At 63.1% G+C, this 15,646-nt stretch carries 18 protein-coding genes and 1 tRNA gene; 17 read left to right on the top strand and 2 right to left on the bottom strand.

Annotated features, from left to right (window positions below; genetic code table 11):
• The first annotated feature begins 2 nt into the window (after nt 1-2).
• Genes AC3WLM_RS14670 through AC3WLM_RS14630 form a run of 9 tightly spaced genes read left to right on the top strand, consistent with a single transcriptional unit; the run spans nt 3 to nt 4,010 of the window.
• On the top strand, nt 3-407 hold the full coding sequence (locus tag AC3WLM_RS14670; protein ID WP_492477767.1) for a single-stranded DNA-binding protein: 405 nt from the start codon (nt 3-5) through the stop codon (nt 405-407).
• Nucleotides 407-886: an HNH endonuclease signature motif containing protein gene (locus AC3WLM_RS14665; RefSeq protein WP_492477766.1), complete on the top strand. Its 480-nt coding sequence runs from the start codon at nt 407-409 to the stop codon at nt 884-886. Before AC3WLM_RS14670 ends, AC3WLM_RS14665 begins: the two co-directional genes overlap by 1 nt.
• The gene (locus AC3WLM_RS14660) at nt 873-1,232 is read left to right on the top strand and encodes a putative HNHc nuclease (protein WP_492477765.1); all 360 of its coding nucleotides are present in this window, start codon (nt 873-875) and stop codon (nt 1,230-1,232) included. The genes AC3WLM_RS14665 and AC3WLM_RS14660 overlap by 14 nt, the downstream gene beginning before the upstream one ends.
• Nucleotides 1,229-1,663, top strand: coding sequence for a hypothetical protein (locus AC3WLM_RS14655; RefSeq protein WP_492477764.1), 435 nt, complete (start codon nt 1,229-1,231; stop codon nt 1,661-1,663). The genes AC3WLM_RS14660 and AC3WLM_RS14655 overlap by 4 nt, the downstream gene beginning before the upstream one ends.
• Complete coding sequence (locus AC3WLM_RS14650) at nt 1,660-1,851, top strand: hypothetical protein (RefSeq protein WP_492477763.1); 192 nt, start codon at nt 1,660-1,662, stop codon at nt 1,849-1,851. Before AC3WLM_RS14655 ends, AC3WLM_RS14650 begins: the two co-directional genes overlap by 4 nt.
• Nucleotides 1,844-2,059 carry a phosphopantetheine-binding protein gene (locus tag AC3WLM_RS14645; protein WP_492477762.1) on the top strand — a complete coding sequence of 72 codons (216 nt, stop codon included), beginning with the start codon at nt 1,844-1,846 and terminating at the stop codon, nt 2,057-2,059. The genes AC3WLM_RS14650 and AC3WLM_RS14645 overlap by 8 nt, the downstream gene beginning before the upstream one ends.
• Nucleotides 2,056-2,772, top strand: coding sequence for a DNA cytosine methyltransferase (locus AC3WLM_RS14640; protein ID WP_492477761.1), 717 nt, complete (start codon nt 2,056-2,058; stop codon nt 2,770-2,772). Before AC3WLM_RS14645 ends, AC3WLM_RS14640 begins: the two co-directional genes overlap by 4 nt.
• A gap of 52 nt (nt 2,773-2,824) precedes the next feature.
• The gene (locus AC3WLM_RS14635) at nt 2,825-3,034 is read left to right on the top strand and encodes a hypothetical protein (protein WP_492477760.1); all 210 of its coding nucleotides are present in this window, start codon (nt 2,825-2,827) and stop codon (nt 3,032-3,034) included.
• Nucleotides 3,000-4,010 (top strand): tyrosine-type recombinase/integrase, encoded by a 1,011-nt coding sequence (locus AC3WLM_RS14630; RefSeq protein ID WP_492477759.1) that lies wholly within the window; start codon nt 3,000-3,002, stop codon nt 4,008-4,010. The genes AC3WLM_RS14635 and AC3WLM_RS14630 overlap by 35 nt, the downstream gene beginning before the upstream one ends.
• Nucleotides 4,011-4,250: 240 nt before the next feature.
• Here the strand turns inward: AC3WLM_RS14630 and AC3WLM_RS14625 are convergent.
• Nucleotides 4,251-4,327 (bottom strand) — tRNA-Met (locus AC3WLM_RS14625).
• Between the two features lie 128 nt (nt 4,328-4,455).
• Nucleotides 4,456-5,352 carry a sterol desaturase family protein gene (locus AC3WLM_RS14620; RefSeq protein ID WP_492477758.1) on the bottom strand — a complete coding sequence of 299 codons (897 nt, stop codon included), beginning with the start codon at nt 5,350-5,352 and terminating at the stop codon, nt 4,456-4,458.
• A gap of 218 nt (nt 5,353-5,570) precedes the next feature.
• On the opposite strand from AC3WLM_RS14620, the gene AC3WLM_RS14615 reads away from it, so the two are divergent.
• Genes AC3WLM_RS14615 through atzF form a run of 8 tightly spaced genes read left to right on the top strand, consistent with a single transcriptional unit; the run spans nt 5,571 to nt 15,573 of the window.
• Nucleotides 5,571-6,650, top strand: a complete 1,080-nt coding sequence (locus AC3WLM_RS14615; RefSeq protein WP_492478136.1) for a putative urea ABC transporter substrate-binding protein — start codon at nt 5,571-5,573, stop codon at nt 6,648-6,650.
• A 28-nt stretch (nt 6,651-6,678) separates the two neighbouring features.
• Entirely contained in the window at nt 6,679-7,494 is an 816-nt protein-coding gene (locus AC3WLM_RS14610; protein WP_492477757.1) for an ABC transporter permease, read from the top strand.
• Entirely contained in the window at nt 7,491-8,249 is a 759-nt protein-coding gene (locus AC3WLM_RS14605; RefSeq protein WP_492477756.1) for an ABC transporter ATP-binding protein, read from the top strand. Before AC3WLM_RS14610 ends, AC3WLM_RS14605 begins: the two co-directional genes overlap by 4 nt.
• A complete protein-coding gene (locus AC3WLM_RS14600; protein ID WP_492477755.1) occupies nt 8,249-8,722 on the top strand; it encodes a CopG family ribbon-helix-helix protein in 474 nt (157 codons plus the stop codon). Before AC3WLM_RS14605 ends, AC3WLM_RS14600 begins: the two co-directional genes overlap by 1 nt.
• Complete coding sequence (locus tag AC3WLM_RS14595; protein ID WP_193826827.1) at nt 8,719-9,555, top strand: urea amidolyase associated protein UAAP1; 837 nt, start codon at nt 8,719-8,721, stop codon at nt 9,553-9,555. The genes AC3WLM_RS14600 and AC3WLM_RS14595 overlap by 4 nt, the downstream gene beginning before the upstream one ends.
• Before the next feature lie 14 nt (nt 9,556-9,569).
• On the top strand, nt 9,570-10,202 hold the full coding sequence (locus tag AC3WLM_RS14590) for an urea amidolyase associated protein UAAP2 (RefSeq protein ID WP_492477754.1): 633 nt from the start codon (nt 9,570-9,572) through the stop codon (nt 10,200-10,202).
• A complete protein-coding gene (gene uca, locus AC3WLM_RS14585) occupies nt 10,199-13,807 on the top strand; it encodes an urea carboxylase (protein WP_492477753.1) in 3,609 nt (1,202 codons plus the stop codon). Before AC3WLM_RS14590 ends, uca begins: the two co-directional genes overlap by 4 nt.
• Nucleotides 13,804-15,573, top strand: coding sequence for an allophanate hydrolase (atzF, locus tag AC3WLM_RS14580; protein WP_492477752.1), 1,770 nt, complete (start codon nt 13,804-13,806; stop codon nt 15,571-15,573). Before uca ends, atzF begins: the two co-directional genes overlap by 4 nt.
• Nucleotides 15,574-15,646 lie beyond the last annotated feature (73 nt).

The raw sequence follows: 15,646 nt of genomic DNA, 5'->3' as shown, positions 1-15,646 counted from the left end.
ACATGCTCATTCTCACACTGGCCGGGAACCTTGGCCGCGATGCCGAACACAAGACCACGCAGAACGGGACCGAGCTTTGCACCTTCAGCGTCGGTGTCAGCACTGGCTACGGCGAAAACAAGGCCACCACATGGGTTGACGTGACCAAGTGGGGCAAGGGTTCGGAAGGGCTGGCCCGCATTCTCCGCAAGGGCAGCAAGGTCGCCGTGTCGGGCGAAATGTCCACGCGCGAGCACAACGGCAAGACCTATATCCAGTGCCGCGCCGATCATGTGACCGTGCAGGGAACGCCGCAGGGTGGCGAACGCCGGGAGCCAGACGGTTCGCAGGGCCACGCAGGCGGGTTCGGTGGGGGCGACGACTTCTCAGATGAAATCCCCTTCGCACGCAACGATACGGTGTGGTGATGGCAAAAACGCCAGAACAACGCTTTTGGAGTAAGGTCCAGAGGCTTAACCAAGAACAGTGCTGGGTATGGACCGCAGCAAAAGACAGGAATGGCTACGGCAAGTTCGGGCTTGGCGGGAAGGTAATCTTTGCTCACCGCTTTGCTTATGAAGCGGAAAATGGTCCTGCCCAAGCCGGGCAATGCATCATGCATAAGTGCGACAACCCGGGCTGTGTAAATCCCAGCCATTTAACTGGCGGCACCCAGCAAGATAATCTGCGGGATATGCGCGCGAAGAACCGCGGGAAAATGCCGACTGGACCAGCGCCAAAAGGTGCCAGCAATGGCCAAGCCAAACTCTCCGAAGATGACGTGAGAACGATACGATCGATGGCTGGGAAAATCCCACAGAGCAAAGTCGCAGCCATGTTCAATATCGGTGGGGCGCAGGTCTCTAGAATTCAGACAGGGCAAAGGTGGAAGCATGTTGCCGCGTAGGATTTCCAAAGAGAAGAACCGTTCGGAACGGTGGCGCTCGCCTGCGCACTGCAACTTTGTGCGTCAGCACGAATGCTGCGTGCCGGGATGCACCAACCGCCCGATTGAGGTTGCTCACGTTCGCAACGGGTCTGACGCCGGGATGGGCCGCAAGCCAAGCGACTTCTACACCATCAGCCTTTGCGGTGGCTTGGACGGACACCATGCCGAACAACACCGCATTGGCGAGGACAGCTTTGCCAAGAAGCACAAGATCAACCTTCACGCGCTGGCAGCGGAGTTTGCCGAGGCAAGCCCGAAGGCTGCGGAGATCAGGCGCGTCAGGCAGGAGCGCAGGGCAGCATGAGCGACAAAGCCCCCCTCTACTTTGAAGCCCGCCTTGGGATGCTCAAGCCCGCCAATCGTGCAGCCGAGGAAGCGTTGCGCGACATCAAGGGCCGGGTTCGCGTCGAGATCAAGGGCGGTGTAGCGAACCAGCGCCGTCGCGGTCTGTATTGGGTCTGCGCTGGCATTGTCGTTGAACTTTTGAACCAGGCACACGGCATGACCTTGGATGAGCAGGACTTGCACGACCTGACCCGCACGAAACTGCGGATGTATGACGAGATTGGACTGCCCAGCGGTGACACGTTCCGCAAGCTGCGTTCGACATCGAACCGCGCGATGAACGAGGCCGAACGGGCAGACTTCACCACCCGCGCGCTAGGGCTTTGGTCCACTTGGACCGGCGTTGATGTCACTGCCCTGCGCACTGAAGCTGAAAGGCTGGCAGCATGACCTACGACCAATGGCACACCACCATCCGTAACCACGGAGAGGACGAGCGGTTTAAAGAGTGGCTCGCAGTAACGTCATTCCGTAACCGGCAAGCACATGCACAAGTCGCAATCGAGGCTGGCGACTGGGATGCCGTTGATGATGCCTTCGAACTCGAAGGCAAGTTGGATTACCTTCGCCATGCCTGACATCCTCACCTACCTCAAAGACCAAGGCATCCCCATCGACGACCTCTACGCCACCTTCCACGATCTACAGCTAGATCCACTGGACAGGATAGAGCTTGCCCTGATCATCGGAGACGAAGCAGGCATCGAGGTTCCAGACGAAACCTACGAAGCATGGGACACACTGGCAGATGTTCTTGAGACTGCCGTGAAGATGGTGACGGTATGAGGCTGCTATCCATGTTTTCAGGCTGTGGCGCTTTGGACCTGGCCCTTGAACGCGCTGGCTTTACATCGGCAGCGTTCTGCGAGGTAAACCCCTACGCTTGCAAGCTACTCGCCAAGCATTGGCCGAACGTGCCTAACCTTGGTGATGTAACGCAGGCTGATTTTGCCGCCGTGCAAGCCGACGCGATTGTAGCCGGTTTTCCGTGTCAGGACTTGAGCAATGCAGGTAAGCGCGCCGGATTGGCCGGGGAACGTTCAGGACTGTTCTGGCAGGTCATACGAGCCGTTCGCGTGGTTCGACCCCGTATCGTCATCTTGGAGAACGTGGCAGCGCTGCATAATCGAGGGCTGGGCACTGTATTCGGAGCCTTGGCCGAGGTCAGTTATGATGCAATCGCGGATTGCATACCGGCTTCCTACGTTGGCGCGCCCCATGACCGGGACCGGACAGTCATTGTTGCCTACCCCATCGGGAGTGAATGGCGGCAAGAACCATACCGTAGGGCGCTTGGACGAATGGGGCGGAAGCAGCAATCCGTTCCGTGGGACCGAGATTGGCAAAGTGCGCTGCGCGAGCTTCGAGGAATGGATGATGGGACTGCCTATAGGGTGGACCGCGTTGACACCATCCGAAACGCCGTAGTCGTCCCGCTGTTTGAGCAAGTCGGCCATGCGATCATGGCTGGCTTCGAGGAACGGAGGCAAGCCGCATGAGATGGCCCGCCCTACTCCTACACAAGACCGTTGCTGAATACCTGGAGGTGGTATGACTGCCAAACGTCGCCTTGTCCCGGTATCCGAGGTCAAGGAAATGCTCGACTTCCTGCGAAAAGAACAGATCGACTTCGCTGGCGTTGACATTCGCGCTGATGGGGTGACGTTCTTCCCCGCCAATGCAGCGCCGGGGAATGCTTATGACGCGTGGAAGAAGGAACCGGGTCGTGACAGGCATCCACGTTGTTCCCTCCAAAACTAAGGCGGGAAAGACCTTCTACATCTACGCTTGGCGCGGTGGCCCACTGATCGGCAAGGCCATGCACGAACGCCCTGTGATCGATATAGCGCTCATTGCGAAAGCCAATGCAGCCCGCATGGAAGCCACGACCGTCAAGCACTTCGACACGCTGGAAGAGATTATCACCAGTTACCGTGCCGCACCAGAGTTCACCAAGCTGCGCGACAGCACCAAGCGCGACTATCGCCTATGGCTGGACCGGATAAGCGAAAAGTTCGGGCAGGCACCGCTTGACGTGTTCGAGGATCGCCGGATGCGCAAGGACGTGATCGATTGGCGCAACCAATGGGCAGCTAAACCCCGAACCGCTGACAAGGCGGTCGTTATGCTTGGCACGCTCTTGAACCATGGCATCGAGAACGGTCTGCTATCGGTAAACATCGCAGCAGGCATCAAGCATCTACACAGCGTGGACAAGTCAGACGAGATTTGGGAGCGCCGTCACATGCGCGCGTTCGCCAGAGCGCCAAAGCACCTGCGCAACGCCTTGATCCTCGCTGGCTTGACCGGCCTGCGTTTGGGCGATCTGGTAAGGCTGGATTGGGCGAACATTGGCCCCAATGCCATCATCATCGAAAAGACCCGCAAGCGCGGCGGTCGAGCTGTCATTCCACTCCTGCCTGAGACGCGCAAGGTTCTTGAACGCATCGACGGCAATACGGGCACTGTCCTGCGCAACAGTCGCGGCCAACCTTGGACGGAAAGCGGCCTTGGCAGCGTATTTCAGAAAGCCAAGCCGAAAGACTTTGAGCGGACAATCCACGATTTGCGCGGCACGTTTGCCACCCGCCTTATCATGGCAGGGCTGACCGATGAACAAGCGGCGATGGTCATGGGCTGGACCGCCAAGCGCATCGCCGCGATCCGCGCCAGGTATGTGAGCGCCGAAAGAGTCGTTATCGACCTTGCGGAACGGTTGACGCGTAACGCATCTTGACAGCGCGACGTAACGCGGCCTATGGTAAGCGTTATGAAGCACATTGAGCATTTGACCGATCAGGATCGCGCGGACCTTCAGAAAGCCGCCGAACTGGTCGAGGAAGGCAGGGCGCTTCGGAAGCGGGTGTTTTCACGACTCCGCGCCAGAGCATTTCGCCGCAAGACAGCCTGATATTTAACAGGCCTGTGTAAAAGATGTTTCAGGAGAAACCAGAATGACCCGTAAGTCATTGAAAACTGGTAGCGGAGGAGGGACTCGAACCCCCGACACGCGGATTATGATTCCGCTGCTCTAACCTGCTGAGCTACTCCGCCCCGGTGCGCGAAACTGAAGTCCGCTGGGCAGGTCGGGCCTCTAGCTGTGGCTGCCTGTCCGGTCAACCGGGTAAGCAGGATTTTTTACGGCCCTTGTGGCTGCGCTCCTCCGACCGGCGCCGACGTCGCTAAACCACTCCATTGCTGCCCGTTTGCGCATTGGCGCGCCGTGACTGCCACGCCTTGAACAGCGGCACGAAGGGGAAGACCCACTGCTCGCGGATAGACAGCCGCCTGCGATCGTCCTGCCCGACCACACTGGCCTCGCCCTCCTTGTAGGTGCCGAAGATCCGGTCGCACAGGATCAGCGAATTGCCATAGTTGCAGCGCGTATCCTCGTAGGGCACCGAGTGGTGCAAGCTGTGGTGGCGGATCGTGGTGAAGAAGAAAGAATAGAACTTCGGCGGGTCCGACCGGACATTGGCGTGCGCAAAGGTCGAGATCACGTTGGTTGCGCCGAATGCGCCCAGCACTGCTGCCTGCGATACGTCAAACAGCACAACGATGCTCAGGCTGATCAGCACCAGTTCGATCGGGTTGCCCACCGCGCCTTTCATCGCGTTGAGTTGCGTGATGTGGTGATGCGGCGCATGGGTCAGCCAGAACGGCGTCGAATTGTGCATTAGGCGATGCATCCAGTACTGGCCAAACTCATAGACGAACAAGATCAGCGCCACTTGCGCCAGAAACGGCATCTCTGCCGCCCAAGGCGTCTCGATGCCCGCTGCCTTCTTAAAAGTCATCAGCGGGGCTTCCCCAACAAGCTGCGAAACGTTCGAGATCAGCGTCGCGTTCAACACCATGTAGAACAGGTCGGTGAAGAACTCCTGGCGATTCATCCGCCACCCGGCATGACGCTCGAACACCATCTCGAGTCCCAGCACCCATGTCGTCACAAGCGCGGTCATGATGATTGCGGTCCAGGTGTTTTCCACCCAGGCTTTCGGAGCAAGTCCCCAGAAGGAAACGACAATCGCCAGCGTCACCGGCGGCAGCATATCGACTGCAAATTTCCTTATGTTCATGTCGCTTGCCCGGAAAACCCCTGAACGAAGCAGATATAACGCACTTAGGCCCAACCCGCCAAACCGGACGCTACGTCAATCGACGTATCCGCACTTTCGGCCGGGCGGGTATTACCAAAGCAGCTGATCGTAATACCAGGGACCAGCCGGTCCGGGGCTGCGACAATGCTTCACTCCATCAAGGGGAATGGCTGGTGCTACATGCCTTCGCGACGCGCTTGCGGACTCATATCGGAAAAGTCGGCAAGACCGCGCTGATCGGTGCGGCACTCGCCCTCGCCTCGTGCTCGGGCGGTGAGAAGGCCGCCGAAAAGCGTACCGAATTCAGCATCGGTTGGTCGATCTATGCGGGCTGGATGCCATGGCCCTATGCCCAGCAGGCCGGCATCGTGAAGAAGTGGGCCGACAAGTACCACATCAAGATCAACGTGGTGCAGGTGAACGACTACGTCGAGTCTGTGAACCAGTACACGGCCGGCAAGTTCGACGGCGTGACGGTTGCCAACATGGATGCGCTCACCATCCCCGCCGCCGGCGGCAAGGACACCAGCGCGATCATCGTCGGCGATTACTCCAACGGCAATGACGGCATTCTGCTCAAGGGCGCAAACGCTCTGGCCGCGATCAAGGGCCGCCAGGTCTACCTCGCCGAACTCTCGGTCTCGCATTACCTGCTCGCCCGCGCGCTCGGCAAAAACGGCATGGCGCTGACCGACGTCAAGACAATCAACACGTCCGATGCGGACATCGTTGCCGCCTTCGCTTCGCCCGATGCAACGGCCGCTGTCGCCTGGAACCCGCAGCTCTCGGTCATGACCGCGCAGCCCGGCGTGTCGAAGGTCTTCACCTCGGCGGACATCCCGGGTGAGATCCTCGACCTCCTCGTCGTGGATACCGCAACGCTCAAGGCCAACCCCGATCTCGGCAAGGCCCTCGCCGGCATCTGGTACGATACGATGAAGGTGATGACTGCGCAGGACGAGCAGGGCAGGCAGGCCCGCGCCGCGATGGCAAAGCTCGCCGGGACGACACCGGACGTCTTCGAAGCCCAGCTCAAGACCACCTACCTCTACGCCCAGCCCAAGGACGCGGTAGCCGCCACGCAGGACGCAAAGCTCATCGAGACCATGACCCGCGTGCGCGACTTCAGCTTCTCCAAGGGCCTGTTCCCCGGCGCATCCTCCGCCGATGCAGTGGGCATGGCCTTCCCCGGCGGCAAGACACTGGGCGATCCGGCTCGCGTCGCCCTGCGCTTCGACGACAGCTTCATGAAGCTTGCCGCCGACGGAAAGCTCTGATCTCCTAGATACTTCGGGAAAACTCCTCATGCGCTGGGTAAACCGCGAACCGGACCGCAGACAGCGCCTCGCGCTCGGCGCCGTGCCGATCCTGCTGCTGGTCATCGTCTACCTCTTCGCTGCCTATAGCCGGCATGCGGGGAACCCGGCAGACAAGATCCTGCCGCTGCCTTCGGGTATGGCGACGGCGCTCTGGGCGCAGATGACCAAGGTCGACGTGCTAACGGGCAGCGTGGTGTTCTGGGCCGATACCCTCGCCAGCCTCCAGCGTCTTGGCCTTGGCCTTGCCATCGCCACGCTCATGGCCCTGCTGGTCGGCCTTGTGCTGGGCGGGCTGCCCCCGGTGCGCGCCACCTTCGGACCACTCGTAACAGGTATTGCGGTGATCCCGCCGATCGCGCTCCTGCCCATCCTGTTCGTCGCGCTTGGCCTCGGTGAAACAGCCAAGGTCGCCCTGATCGTCATCGGCATTGCGCCGGTGATGATCCGCGACGTCGCCGGCCATGTCGGCACCCTCCCGCGCGAAATGCTGGCCAAGGCACAGACGTTGGGCGCAGGCTCATGGCAAATCCTCATCCGCGTCGCTCTGCCTCAGGCGATGCCGCGCCTAATCCTTGCGCTGCGCCTTGCGCTCGGCCCGGCTTGGGTATTCCTGATCTCGGCCGAGGCCATCGCGTCCGATGTCGGCCTTGGCTACCGCATCTTCCTCGTCCGCCGCTACCTCGCGATGGACGTGATCATCCCCTACGTCGCGTGGATTGCCCTGCTCGCCATCGCCATGGACTGGGGCCTCAAGACCCTGAGCCAGAGGGCGTTCCCCTGGGCACACGGAGCAAGCCATTGAGCGCGCTCCTTTCTCTCCGCAACGTCTGGGTCGAATACGGCGACCGGGTCGTCCTCGAAAAGGTCGATCTCGACGTCGCAGAAGGCTCGTTCGTCTCGGTCGTCGGTCCGTCCGGCGCGGGCAAGAGCACGTTCCTGCGCGTCGTTCTCGGCCAGGAAGTGCCCACTTCCGGCACGATCACCCTAGATGGACAGCCCCTCGCCCGCGAATGCGGCCCCGATCGCGGCGTGGTGTTCCAGCGCTACTCGGTCTTCCCGCACCTCACCGTCCTTCAGAACGTGATGTTCGGCCTCGAATGCACCAAGGCCCCGCTGCTCGCGCGTCTCTTCGGCGATGCAAAGAAGCGTGCCGCCGAGGAAGCCGCGGCGATGCTGCAGGCGGTCGGCCTCGGCGACAGCCTGAACCTTTACCCCAGCCAGATGTCGGGCGGCATGCAGCAGCGCCTGGCCATCGCGCAGGCCCTGATCATGCGCCCGCGCATCCTCCTGCTCGATGAACCCTTCGGCGCGCTCGATCCCGGCATCCGTGCCGACATGCACGTGCTGATCCGCCAGCTCTGGAAGGACTTCGGCTTGACCATCATCATGGTCACGCACGACATCAAGGAAGCCTTCTCGCTCGGCACCCGCGTTCTCGCGCTCGACAAGCGCCGCCACGATCCCCACGCCCCGCACCGCTTTGGCGCAACGGCAGTCTACGATCTGGAACTGCGCAAGGACGAGCCTGCGCCTGAACCAGAACCGGAAGCGGCGTGATGTCCAACGAACCCGCCAGCCTCGCCCGCCTAAGCATGAGCCTGCCGGCAGACCTGTTCCGCAAGCTCGACATGATGGTCGAGGAACGCCAGCTCCCCTCGCGCTCGCAGCTGATTGCGGAGCTGATCCGCCACGCCCTTGCAGCGCACGAGGCACTGACTCGCCCGGACGAGATCCTCGCCGGCACCATCACCCTCGTCTACCGTGGAGACCGCGGCCGCGTGCGCCATCAACTCGCAAGCACGCAGGCCGATTTTCAGACCGAAGTGATCTCCACCCAGCACGTCTTTCTGAAGGACGACCAGTCGCTGGAAGTCCTGCTGGTGCAAGGCCCCGCCGCCCGGCTCAAGGGTCTTGCCGACGCTCTGCGCCGTGTGCGCGGAGTCCAGCAACTCCAGCTTGTCACCACCACCGCCTTGTTGCCGCCTCTGTCCGAGGCTGGCCCCGGATCGAAGAAAGGAGCGGCCGCATGACCGACGCCCCAACCAGCACACTGGCAAACCCCAACGCCGCCCGCGATCACGCCCGCTCGATGGCGGGAACGGTCGTGGAAGCCATGCCGATCCTTCCCCCAATCGCGGCAGACCTTCCCGATGGCGTCAGCGCTGACGACCTGCTCTGGGAAGAAACCGTTGCCCCCGGCGGGTACGCCACGCGCCGCATCGCTCGCGGCACCCGTCTGCGGCTGATCGACGTAAAGGGTGATGCCTGCGCCTCGCTCAACATCTTCAACGCCGAAATGCCGACGGAGCGGCTGAACTTCGCCGATACGGTCAAGGTCCAATGGAATGCCTACCTTGGCACCGGCAAGCTTCTCCTGTCGGATATGGGCCGCGTGCTGATGAGCATCGAGGCGGATGATGCCGGCACGCACGATTGCTTCTGCGGCACCTCGAATGCCGCCACCAATGCCGCCAAATACGGCGAAGGCTGCAATAGCGGCAGCTATCCCAACGGGCGCGACCGTTTCCTGCTGGGCGCTGCCAAGCACGGCCTCGGTCGCCGTGATGTTCACCCCTGCGTCACCCTGTTCAAGGGCACCCGCATTGAGGATGACGGCACGATCACGCCGCAGGTTGGCCCCTATGCGCCCGGACGCAGCGTGGTTTTACGCGCAGAGATGGACATCATCGTTGTTGTCACGAACTGCCCGCATGTCCTTGATCCAAGGCCGGAATACAGTGTCACTCCGCTGCGCCTCACCGCATGGCGCGGACCTGTGACAACCCAAAGCGACCCCATCCGCAACGCGACGCCGGAGGGCCAGCGGGCCTTCCTCAATGTCGAAGACTACTACCGCCGCTGAAAAGGACAGGACCGATGACCGACCCCCACATCTCCGGCCTTTCCGGCAGCATCGTCCACGACGAGATCGTCCCCGCCCGCGCGCCCTGGGCGCACCACGTGAAGCAGGGCGAGACGCTGCGCATCGTCGATCTCGAAGGCAACCAGGCGGTCGACTTCCTGATCTACAGCGCCGCCGATGATTCCGAACGCTACAGCGCGCAGGATACTGTCGCCGCACAGGGGAACCTGTTCCTGCGCGAAGGCACCGTGCTGCTTTCCAACGAAGGCCGCCCGCTGATGACCATCACCGGCAGCGCGGTCGAGTATCACGACACCATCGGCGGCGCGTGTTCGTGCGAATCCAATACCTTGCGTTATGGACATCACACCAAGTCGCAACATGCCTGCGTCGAGAACTTTCTGGAGGCCAACCTCTGGGAAGGCCGCGGCAAGCGCGACATCGTCTCCAACATCAACTTCTTCATGAACGTGCCGGTCGAGGCTGACGGGGCGCTTGGCATCGTTGACGGCATTTCCGCCCCTGGCCTCACAGTGGACCTGCGCGCAGAGATGGACGTGATCGTCGTCGTTTCCAACTGCCCGCAGATCAACAACCCCTGCAACGCCTTCAACCCCACCCCCGTCCGCATGATCGTCGCGGCATGAGCATGGCCCCCGCATTCGACACGGTACTGATCGCCAATCGCGGCGCCATCGCCACACGCATCATCCGCACCTTGCGAAAGATGGGCCTGCGCTCGATCGCGGTCTATTCCGAGGCCGACGAAGCCTCGCTCCATGTTGCGCATGCTGACGAGGCCGTGTGCATTGGCGGCGCGAGACCTTCGGAAAGCTACCTCAACATCGCCGCGATCATCGAAGCGGCCAAGCGCACCGGCGCCGGTGCAATCCATCCGGGCTACGGCTTCCTCTCCGAAAACACCGAGTTTGCCGCCGCCTGTGCCGAAGCCGGCATCGTCTTCATCGGCCCCACGCCCGACAACATCCGCACTTTCGGCCTAAAGCACAGCGCTCGCGAGCTTGCCGCTGCCCATGGCGTCCCCCTTGCGCCGGGCAGCAACCTGCTGACCAGCGAGGACGAAGCGCTCGCCGCAGCAGACGCCATCGGTTTCCCGATCATGCTCAAGGCCACGGCAGGCGGTGGCGGCATCGGCATGCGCGTGTGCGAAACCGCTAACGACATCCGCGAAGGCTTTGCCGCCGTTGCCCGCCTCGGCCAAAGCAATTTTGGCGACGCCGGTGTCTTCCTCGAACGCTTCGTCCGCCGCGCCCGCCATGTCGAAGTTCAGATCTTCGGCGATGGCGAGGGCCGCGTTGTCGCCTTGGGCGAGCGCGACTGCTCGCTCCAGCGCCGCAACCAGAAAGTCGTCGAGGAAGCCCCCGCCCCGCTCCTGCCCGAAGAGGTCCGTCAGGCGCTTTACGCAGCCGCCATCCGCCTCGGCGAAGCAGCCCGCTATCGTTCGGCGGGCACCGTAGAATTCCTCTACGATTCCGAGCGCAAGGAATTCTTTTTCCTCGAAATGAACACCCGGCTACAGGTCGAACACGGCGTGACCGAAATGGTCATGGGCGTCGATCTGGTGGAATGGATGATCCGCGGCGCTGCCGGGGACTACAGCTTCCTCGATAGCGCCCCCATCACCCCCAGCGGCCATTCGGTTCAGATCCGCCTCTACGCCGAAGACCCCGCGCTCGATTACCGCCCCACCTCGGGCACCCTGACCTGTGTCGAGTTTCCGGCCGACATCCGCGCCGAAACCTGGGTCATGGCGGGCACCGAGGTCAGCGCCTGGTACGATCCGATGCTTGCCAAGCTGATCGTCCACGCGCCCACCCGCGCCGAGGCCGTCTCTGCCATGCAGGAAGCGCTGGTCAAGTCCCGCGTCGATGGCATCGAAACCAACCTGCGCTGGCTGCGCAGCGTCGTCGCCGCGCCTGCCTTCACTTCAGGTGAAGTCTCAACACGCGCACTCGAAGACGTTGTTTTCAGAACCCAATCAATCCGCGTGCTGAGTGGCGGAACGGCCACCACCGTGCAGGACTGGCCCGGCCGCCAGCATCTCTGGGCCGTGGGCGTGCCGCCCTCTGGCCCGATGGACGACCAGTCCTTCCGCCTCGGCAACCGCCTGCTCGGCAATCCTGAAGGTACCGCCGGGCTGGAGATGACCGTCACCGGCCCCACGCTCCAGTTCGGCGCCGATGCAACCCTGTGCCTCACCGGTGCGGACTTCGGCGCAACTCTCGAGGGCAAACCGGTAACTCCAGGGCAACTCTTCGAGGCAAAGGCAGGGCAAACGCTGGTCGTCGGCAGGGCCAAGGGCGGCGGCATGCGCGGCTACCTGCTCGTTGCCGGAGGGCTCGACATCGCCCCCTACCTCGGCAGCCGCAGCACCTTCGAACTCGGCCAGTTCGGCGGCCACGCGGCGCGCCGCCTCGTCGCCGGGGATGTCCTTCACCTCGCCCATGAACCGACTGGCAAACCACTCGCTCCTGCCGCGCTCCCCGCTCTCCCCAATGAATGGTGCGTTCGCGTGCTTTACGGTCCCCATGGCGCGCCGGACTTCTTTACCGAAGCCGACATCGACATGGTGGTCACCGCCGAGTGGCAGGTGCACTACAATTCCAATCGCACTGGCGTGCGCCTTGTCGGCCCCAAGCCCGAATGGGCGCGGCGTGATGGGGGGGAAGCGGGCCTGCACCCGTCCAATATCCACGACAACGCCTATGCCATTGGTGCGGTGGACTTTACCGGCGACATGCCGATCATCCTCGGCCCCGATGGTCCCTCGCTTGGCGGCTTCGTCTGCCCCTTCGTGGTGATCGCGGCTGATCGGTGGAAGATCGGCCAGCTCGTTCCAGGTGACCGGGTGCGCTTCGTGCCCGTAACAATGGAGGAGGCGACTGCCGCCGACCGTGCCCAGCAGGAATACCTCGCAACTGGCGCCAAGCCCGCCTCCAGCCGCCCCTGCGATGCCGCCACCCAGACGCCGATCCTCGGGGCAATCGAGGCCGCGCCCGGACGCCCCGGCGTCGTCTATCGCCAGCAGGGCGATCGCAACATCCTCGTCGAATACGGGCCGCTCGTCCTCGATCTGGAACTGCGCATCCGCGTCCACGCGCTGATGACGGAGTTGGAGCGCATGGCCCTGCCCGGCGTGATCGACGTCGTGCCCGGCATCCGCTCGCTCCAGCTGCATTTCGATGGACGCAGTCTCACGCAAGCCGCTGCCCTTTCCGCGCTCATGGCGGCAGAGGAGCGCCTCGGCGATCTCGAGGACTTCGCCATCCCCTCGCGCATTGTCCACCTGCCGCTCAGCTGGCGCGATCCGGCCACGATCGAGACCATCGAGAAGTACATGAGCGCGGTCCGCGACGATGCGCCGTGGTGCCCGGACAATATCGAGTTCATCCGCCGCATCAACGGCTTGCCCGACGTGGCGGCGGTGGAGAACCTGATCTTCGAGGCGAGCTATCTCGTCATGGGGCTGGGCGATGTCTACCTCGGCGCGCCGGTTGCCACGCCGGTCGATCCGCGCCACCGCCTCGTCACCACCAAGTACAACCCCGCGCGCACCTGGACGCCGCCCAATGTCGTCGGCATCGGCGGCGCCTACATGTGCATCTATGGCATGGAGGGACCCGGCGGCTACCAGTTGTTCGGCCGCACCGTGCAGGTATGGAACACGCACCGGCAGACGGCAGACTTCATCGAGGGCAAGCCCTGGCTCCTGCGCTTCTTCGACCAGATCCGCTTCTATCCGGTCAGCGCCGAGGAACTGGCCGAGTGGCGCCGCGATTTCCCCAGCGGCAAGCGCTCCCTGAAGATCGAACCGTCGGAATTTCGCCTGTCAGACTACCGCAAGTTCCTGTCCGACAACGCCGATGACATCGCCGCGTTCGAAGCGCGCCGCACGGCCGCCTTCGATGCCGAGCGCGCCGAGTGGGAGCGCCGGGGCGAGTTCGACCGGGTCAGTGCGCTTGCCGAGAGCGAGGCTCCGGCAGAAAACGCGGTGGACGTGCCCGAGGGCGCGGACCTGATCGAAGCACCCTTCGGCGGCAGCGTGTGGAAGCTGCTCGTTCAGCCCGGCGACACGGTTCAGGCAGGCGAGACCATCGCGGTGATCGAGGCAATGAAGATGGAATGCCCGGTCGAAAGCCCCGGCGCCGGCACGGTGGCTGCGCTCTACATCAAGGAACGACAGCCGCTACAGCCCGGCACGCCGATGCTGGCCCTGCGGAGGAGCGCATGACCGTGCTCGACCGCCGCAGCGCCGCAGCCATCGCTGCCGGCGTCAATGCCGGCACGACGCCCGCCGTCTCCGTCATGGAGGAAACGCTCGCCCGCATTGCCACCTACGATGCGGTCCAGCCGCAAGTGTGGATCAGCCGCGACACGGCGGAGGACTTGCTTGCGCAGGCCCGAGCAGTCGACGCCCGGATTGCAGCCGGCGAAGTCCTCCCCCTCGCCGGTGTGCCCTATGCCGCAAAGGACAACATCGACGTGGCGGGGCTCCAGACCACCGCGGCCTGCCCGGCTTTCGCCTATGCGCCCGCGGAAAACGCCACGGTCATTGCCAGGCTCAAGGCCGCAGGCGCGATCTGCGTGGGCAAGACCAACCTCGATCAGTTCGCTACCGGCCTTGTCGGTACGCGCAGCCCCTATGGCATTCCGCGCAATGCCTATAACCGGGACTACGTCAGCGGTGGGTCCAGCTCCGGCTCAGCCATCGCGGTTGCCGCTGGCCTGGTGCCCATCGCGCTTGGCACCGATACCGCAGGTTCGGGCCGCGTGCCCGCCGCGTTCAACCACTTGATCGGCTTCAAGCCGACCAAGGGCCGCTGGAGCACCAGGGGCCTTGTTCCGGCCTGCCGCTCGATCGACTGCATCACCGTGTTCGCCTGCGACACCATCGACGCGCGTCTCGTCGACCATGCGCTGGCCGGATTTGACGTTGGCGATCCATGGTCGCGCCAACTCACCGAAGCCCCGCTCAACCCCAGGCGCATCGGCGTGCCTCGCCGCGATCAGCGGGCATTCTTTGGCGATGGCGAGTCCGAGTTCTTCTATGATCATGCCCTCGCCACGCTGGCGCAAGGTGCAGAAGTGGTCGAAATCGATATCGCCCCGCTGCTCGAAGCCGCGCAACTGCTCTATGGCGGACCGTGGGTGGCCGAACGCACCGCTGCCATCGCCGCACTTCTCAAGGACAACCCCGAAGCTGTCGACCCCACCGTGCGCACCGTGGTCGAGGCAGGGTGGGACAAGACCGCCGTCGAACTGTGGAACGGCTTGTACCGCATGGCCGAGCTGAAACGCCATGCGGATCAGTTGTGGCAAAGCGTCGATATGTTGGCCTTCCCCACGACCGGCACGACCTATCGCGTGGCCGAACTGGCGGTCGCCCCTGTCGCCTTGAACAGCAACCTCGGGTTCTACACCAACTTCGTGAACCTGCTCGACATGGCCGCCGTCGCCGTGCCGGCCGGCACCCGCCACAACGGCACCGGCTTTGGCATCACCCTGATCGGCCCGGCCGCCACAGATCGCGCCCTGCTCGATGCCGCCGATGCGTGGCTCGCTGCCGCCAACCTTTCTCCCCCACCCCCGCTCGATCTGGAGGGCAAGATGCAGACCGTGAAACTGGCCGTTGTTGGCGCACACCTCGAAGGCATGCCGCTGCACTGGCAGTTGACCTCCCGAAATGCGAAGTTCGTCGGCGCCTTTGAAACCGCACCGACGTACAGGCTCTACGCGATCGCCAACAGCGTGCCGCCGAAGCCCGCGCTAGTATTCGATGAAGGTGGGGCGGCAATCAAGTTGGAGGTCTACGAGTTGGGCGTCGCCGAGTTCGGCAGCTTCACCGTCGAGGTTCCGCCGCCGCTCGCCATCGGCACCGTCACGCTGGCGGACGGCAGCAGCGTAAAGGGCTTCGTCGCCGAACCGCGCGCCCTTACCGGAGCCGAAGACATTACGCACCTTGGCGGATGGCGCGCCTATATCGCCTCGCGTAGCTAAGCCCCAAAGTCCACGTCGTTTGCCAAAACAGGCGTCGTAAACCCACCCCCACCCCTCCCTTGAGGGAGGGGAG

The organism is Novosphingobium sp. FW305-C-30-35 (genome assembly GCF_058783135.1).
The sequence above is the reverse complement of the archived record's forward strand: the minus strand, read 5'-3'. Positions and strand labels throughout refer to the sequence as shown.

What these genes read in the sequence shown, in the direction of transcription:
- uca (WP_492477753.1), top strand. Translation starts at nt 10,199, where the DNA reads ATGAGCATGGCCCCCGCATTCGACACGGTACTGATCGCCAATCGCGGC.
- AC3WLM_RS14670 (WP_492477767.1), top strand. Translation starts at nt 3, where the DNA reads ATGCTCATTCTCACACTGGCCGGGAACCTTGGCCGCGATGCCGAACAC.
- AC3WLM_RS14660 (WP_492477765.1), top strand. Translation starts at nt 873, where the DNA reads ATGTTGCCGCGTAGGATTTCCAAAGAGAAGAACCGTTCGGAACGGTGG.
- AC3WLM_RS14665 (WP_492477766.1), top strand. Translation starts at nt 407, where the DNA reads ATGGCAAAAACGCCAGAACAACGCTTTTGGAGTAAGGTCCAGAGGCTT.
- AC3WLM_RS14635 (WP_492477760.1), top strand. Translation starts at nt 2,825, where the DNA reads ATGACTGCCAAACGTCGCCTTGTCCCGGTATCCGAGGTCAAGGAAATG.
- AC3WLM_RS14645 (WP_492477762.1), top strand. Translation starts at nt 1,844, where the DNA reads ATGCCTGACATCCTCACCTACCTCAAAGACCAAGGCATCCCCATCGAC.
- AC3WLM_RS14650 (WP_492477763.1), top strand. Translation starts at nt 1,660, where the DNA reads ATGACCTACGACCAATGGCACACCACCATCCGTAACCACGGAGAGGAC.
- AC3WLM_RS14590 (WP_492477754.1), top strand. Translation starts at nt 9,570, where the DNA reads ATGACCGACCCCCACATCTCCGGCCTTTCCGGCAGCATCGTCCACGAC.
- atzF (WP_492477752.1), top strand. Translation starts at nt 13,804, where the DNA reads ATGACCGTGCTCGACCGCCGCAGCGCCGCAGCCATCGCTGCCGGCGTC.
- AC3WLM_RS14610 (WP_492477757.1), top strand. Translation starts at nt 6,679, where the DNA reads ATGCGCTGGGTAAACCGCGAACCGGACCGCAGACAGCGCCTCGCGCTC.
- AC3WLM_RS14600 (WP_492477755.1), top strand. Translation starts at nt 8,249, where the DNA reads ATGTCCAACGAACCCGCCAGCCTCGCCCGCCTAAGCATGAGCCTGCCG.
- AC3WLM_RS14595 (WP_193826827.1), top strand. Translation starts at nt 8,719, where the DNA reads ATGACCGACGCCCCAACCAGCACACTGGCAAACCCCAACGCCGCCCGC.
- AC3WLM_RS14655 (WP_492477764.1), top strand. Translation starts at nt 1,229, where the DNA reads ATGAGCGACAAAGCCCCCCTCTACTTTGAAGCCCGCCTTGGGATGCTC.
- AC3WLM_RS14640 (WP_492477761.1), top strand. Translation starts at nt 2,056, where the DNA reads ATGAGGCTGCTATCCATGTTTTCAGGCTGTGGCGCTTTGGACCTGGCC.
- AC3WLM_RS14620 (WP_492477758.1), bottom strand. Translation starts at nt 5,352, where the DNA reads ATGAACATAAGGAAATTTGCAGTCGATATGCTGCCGCCGGTGACGCTG.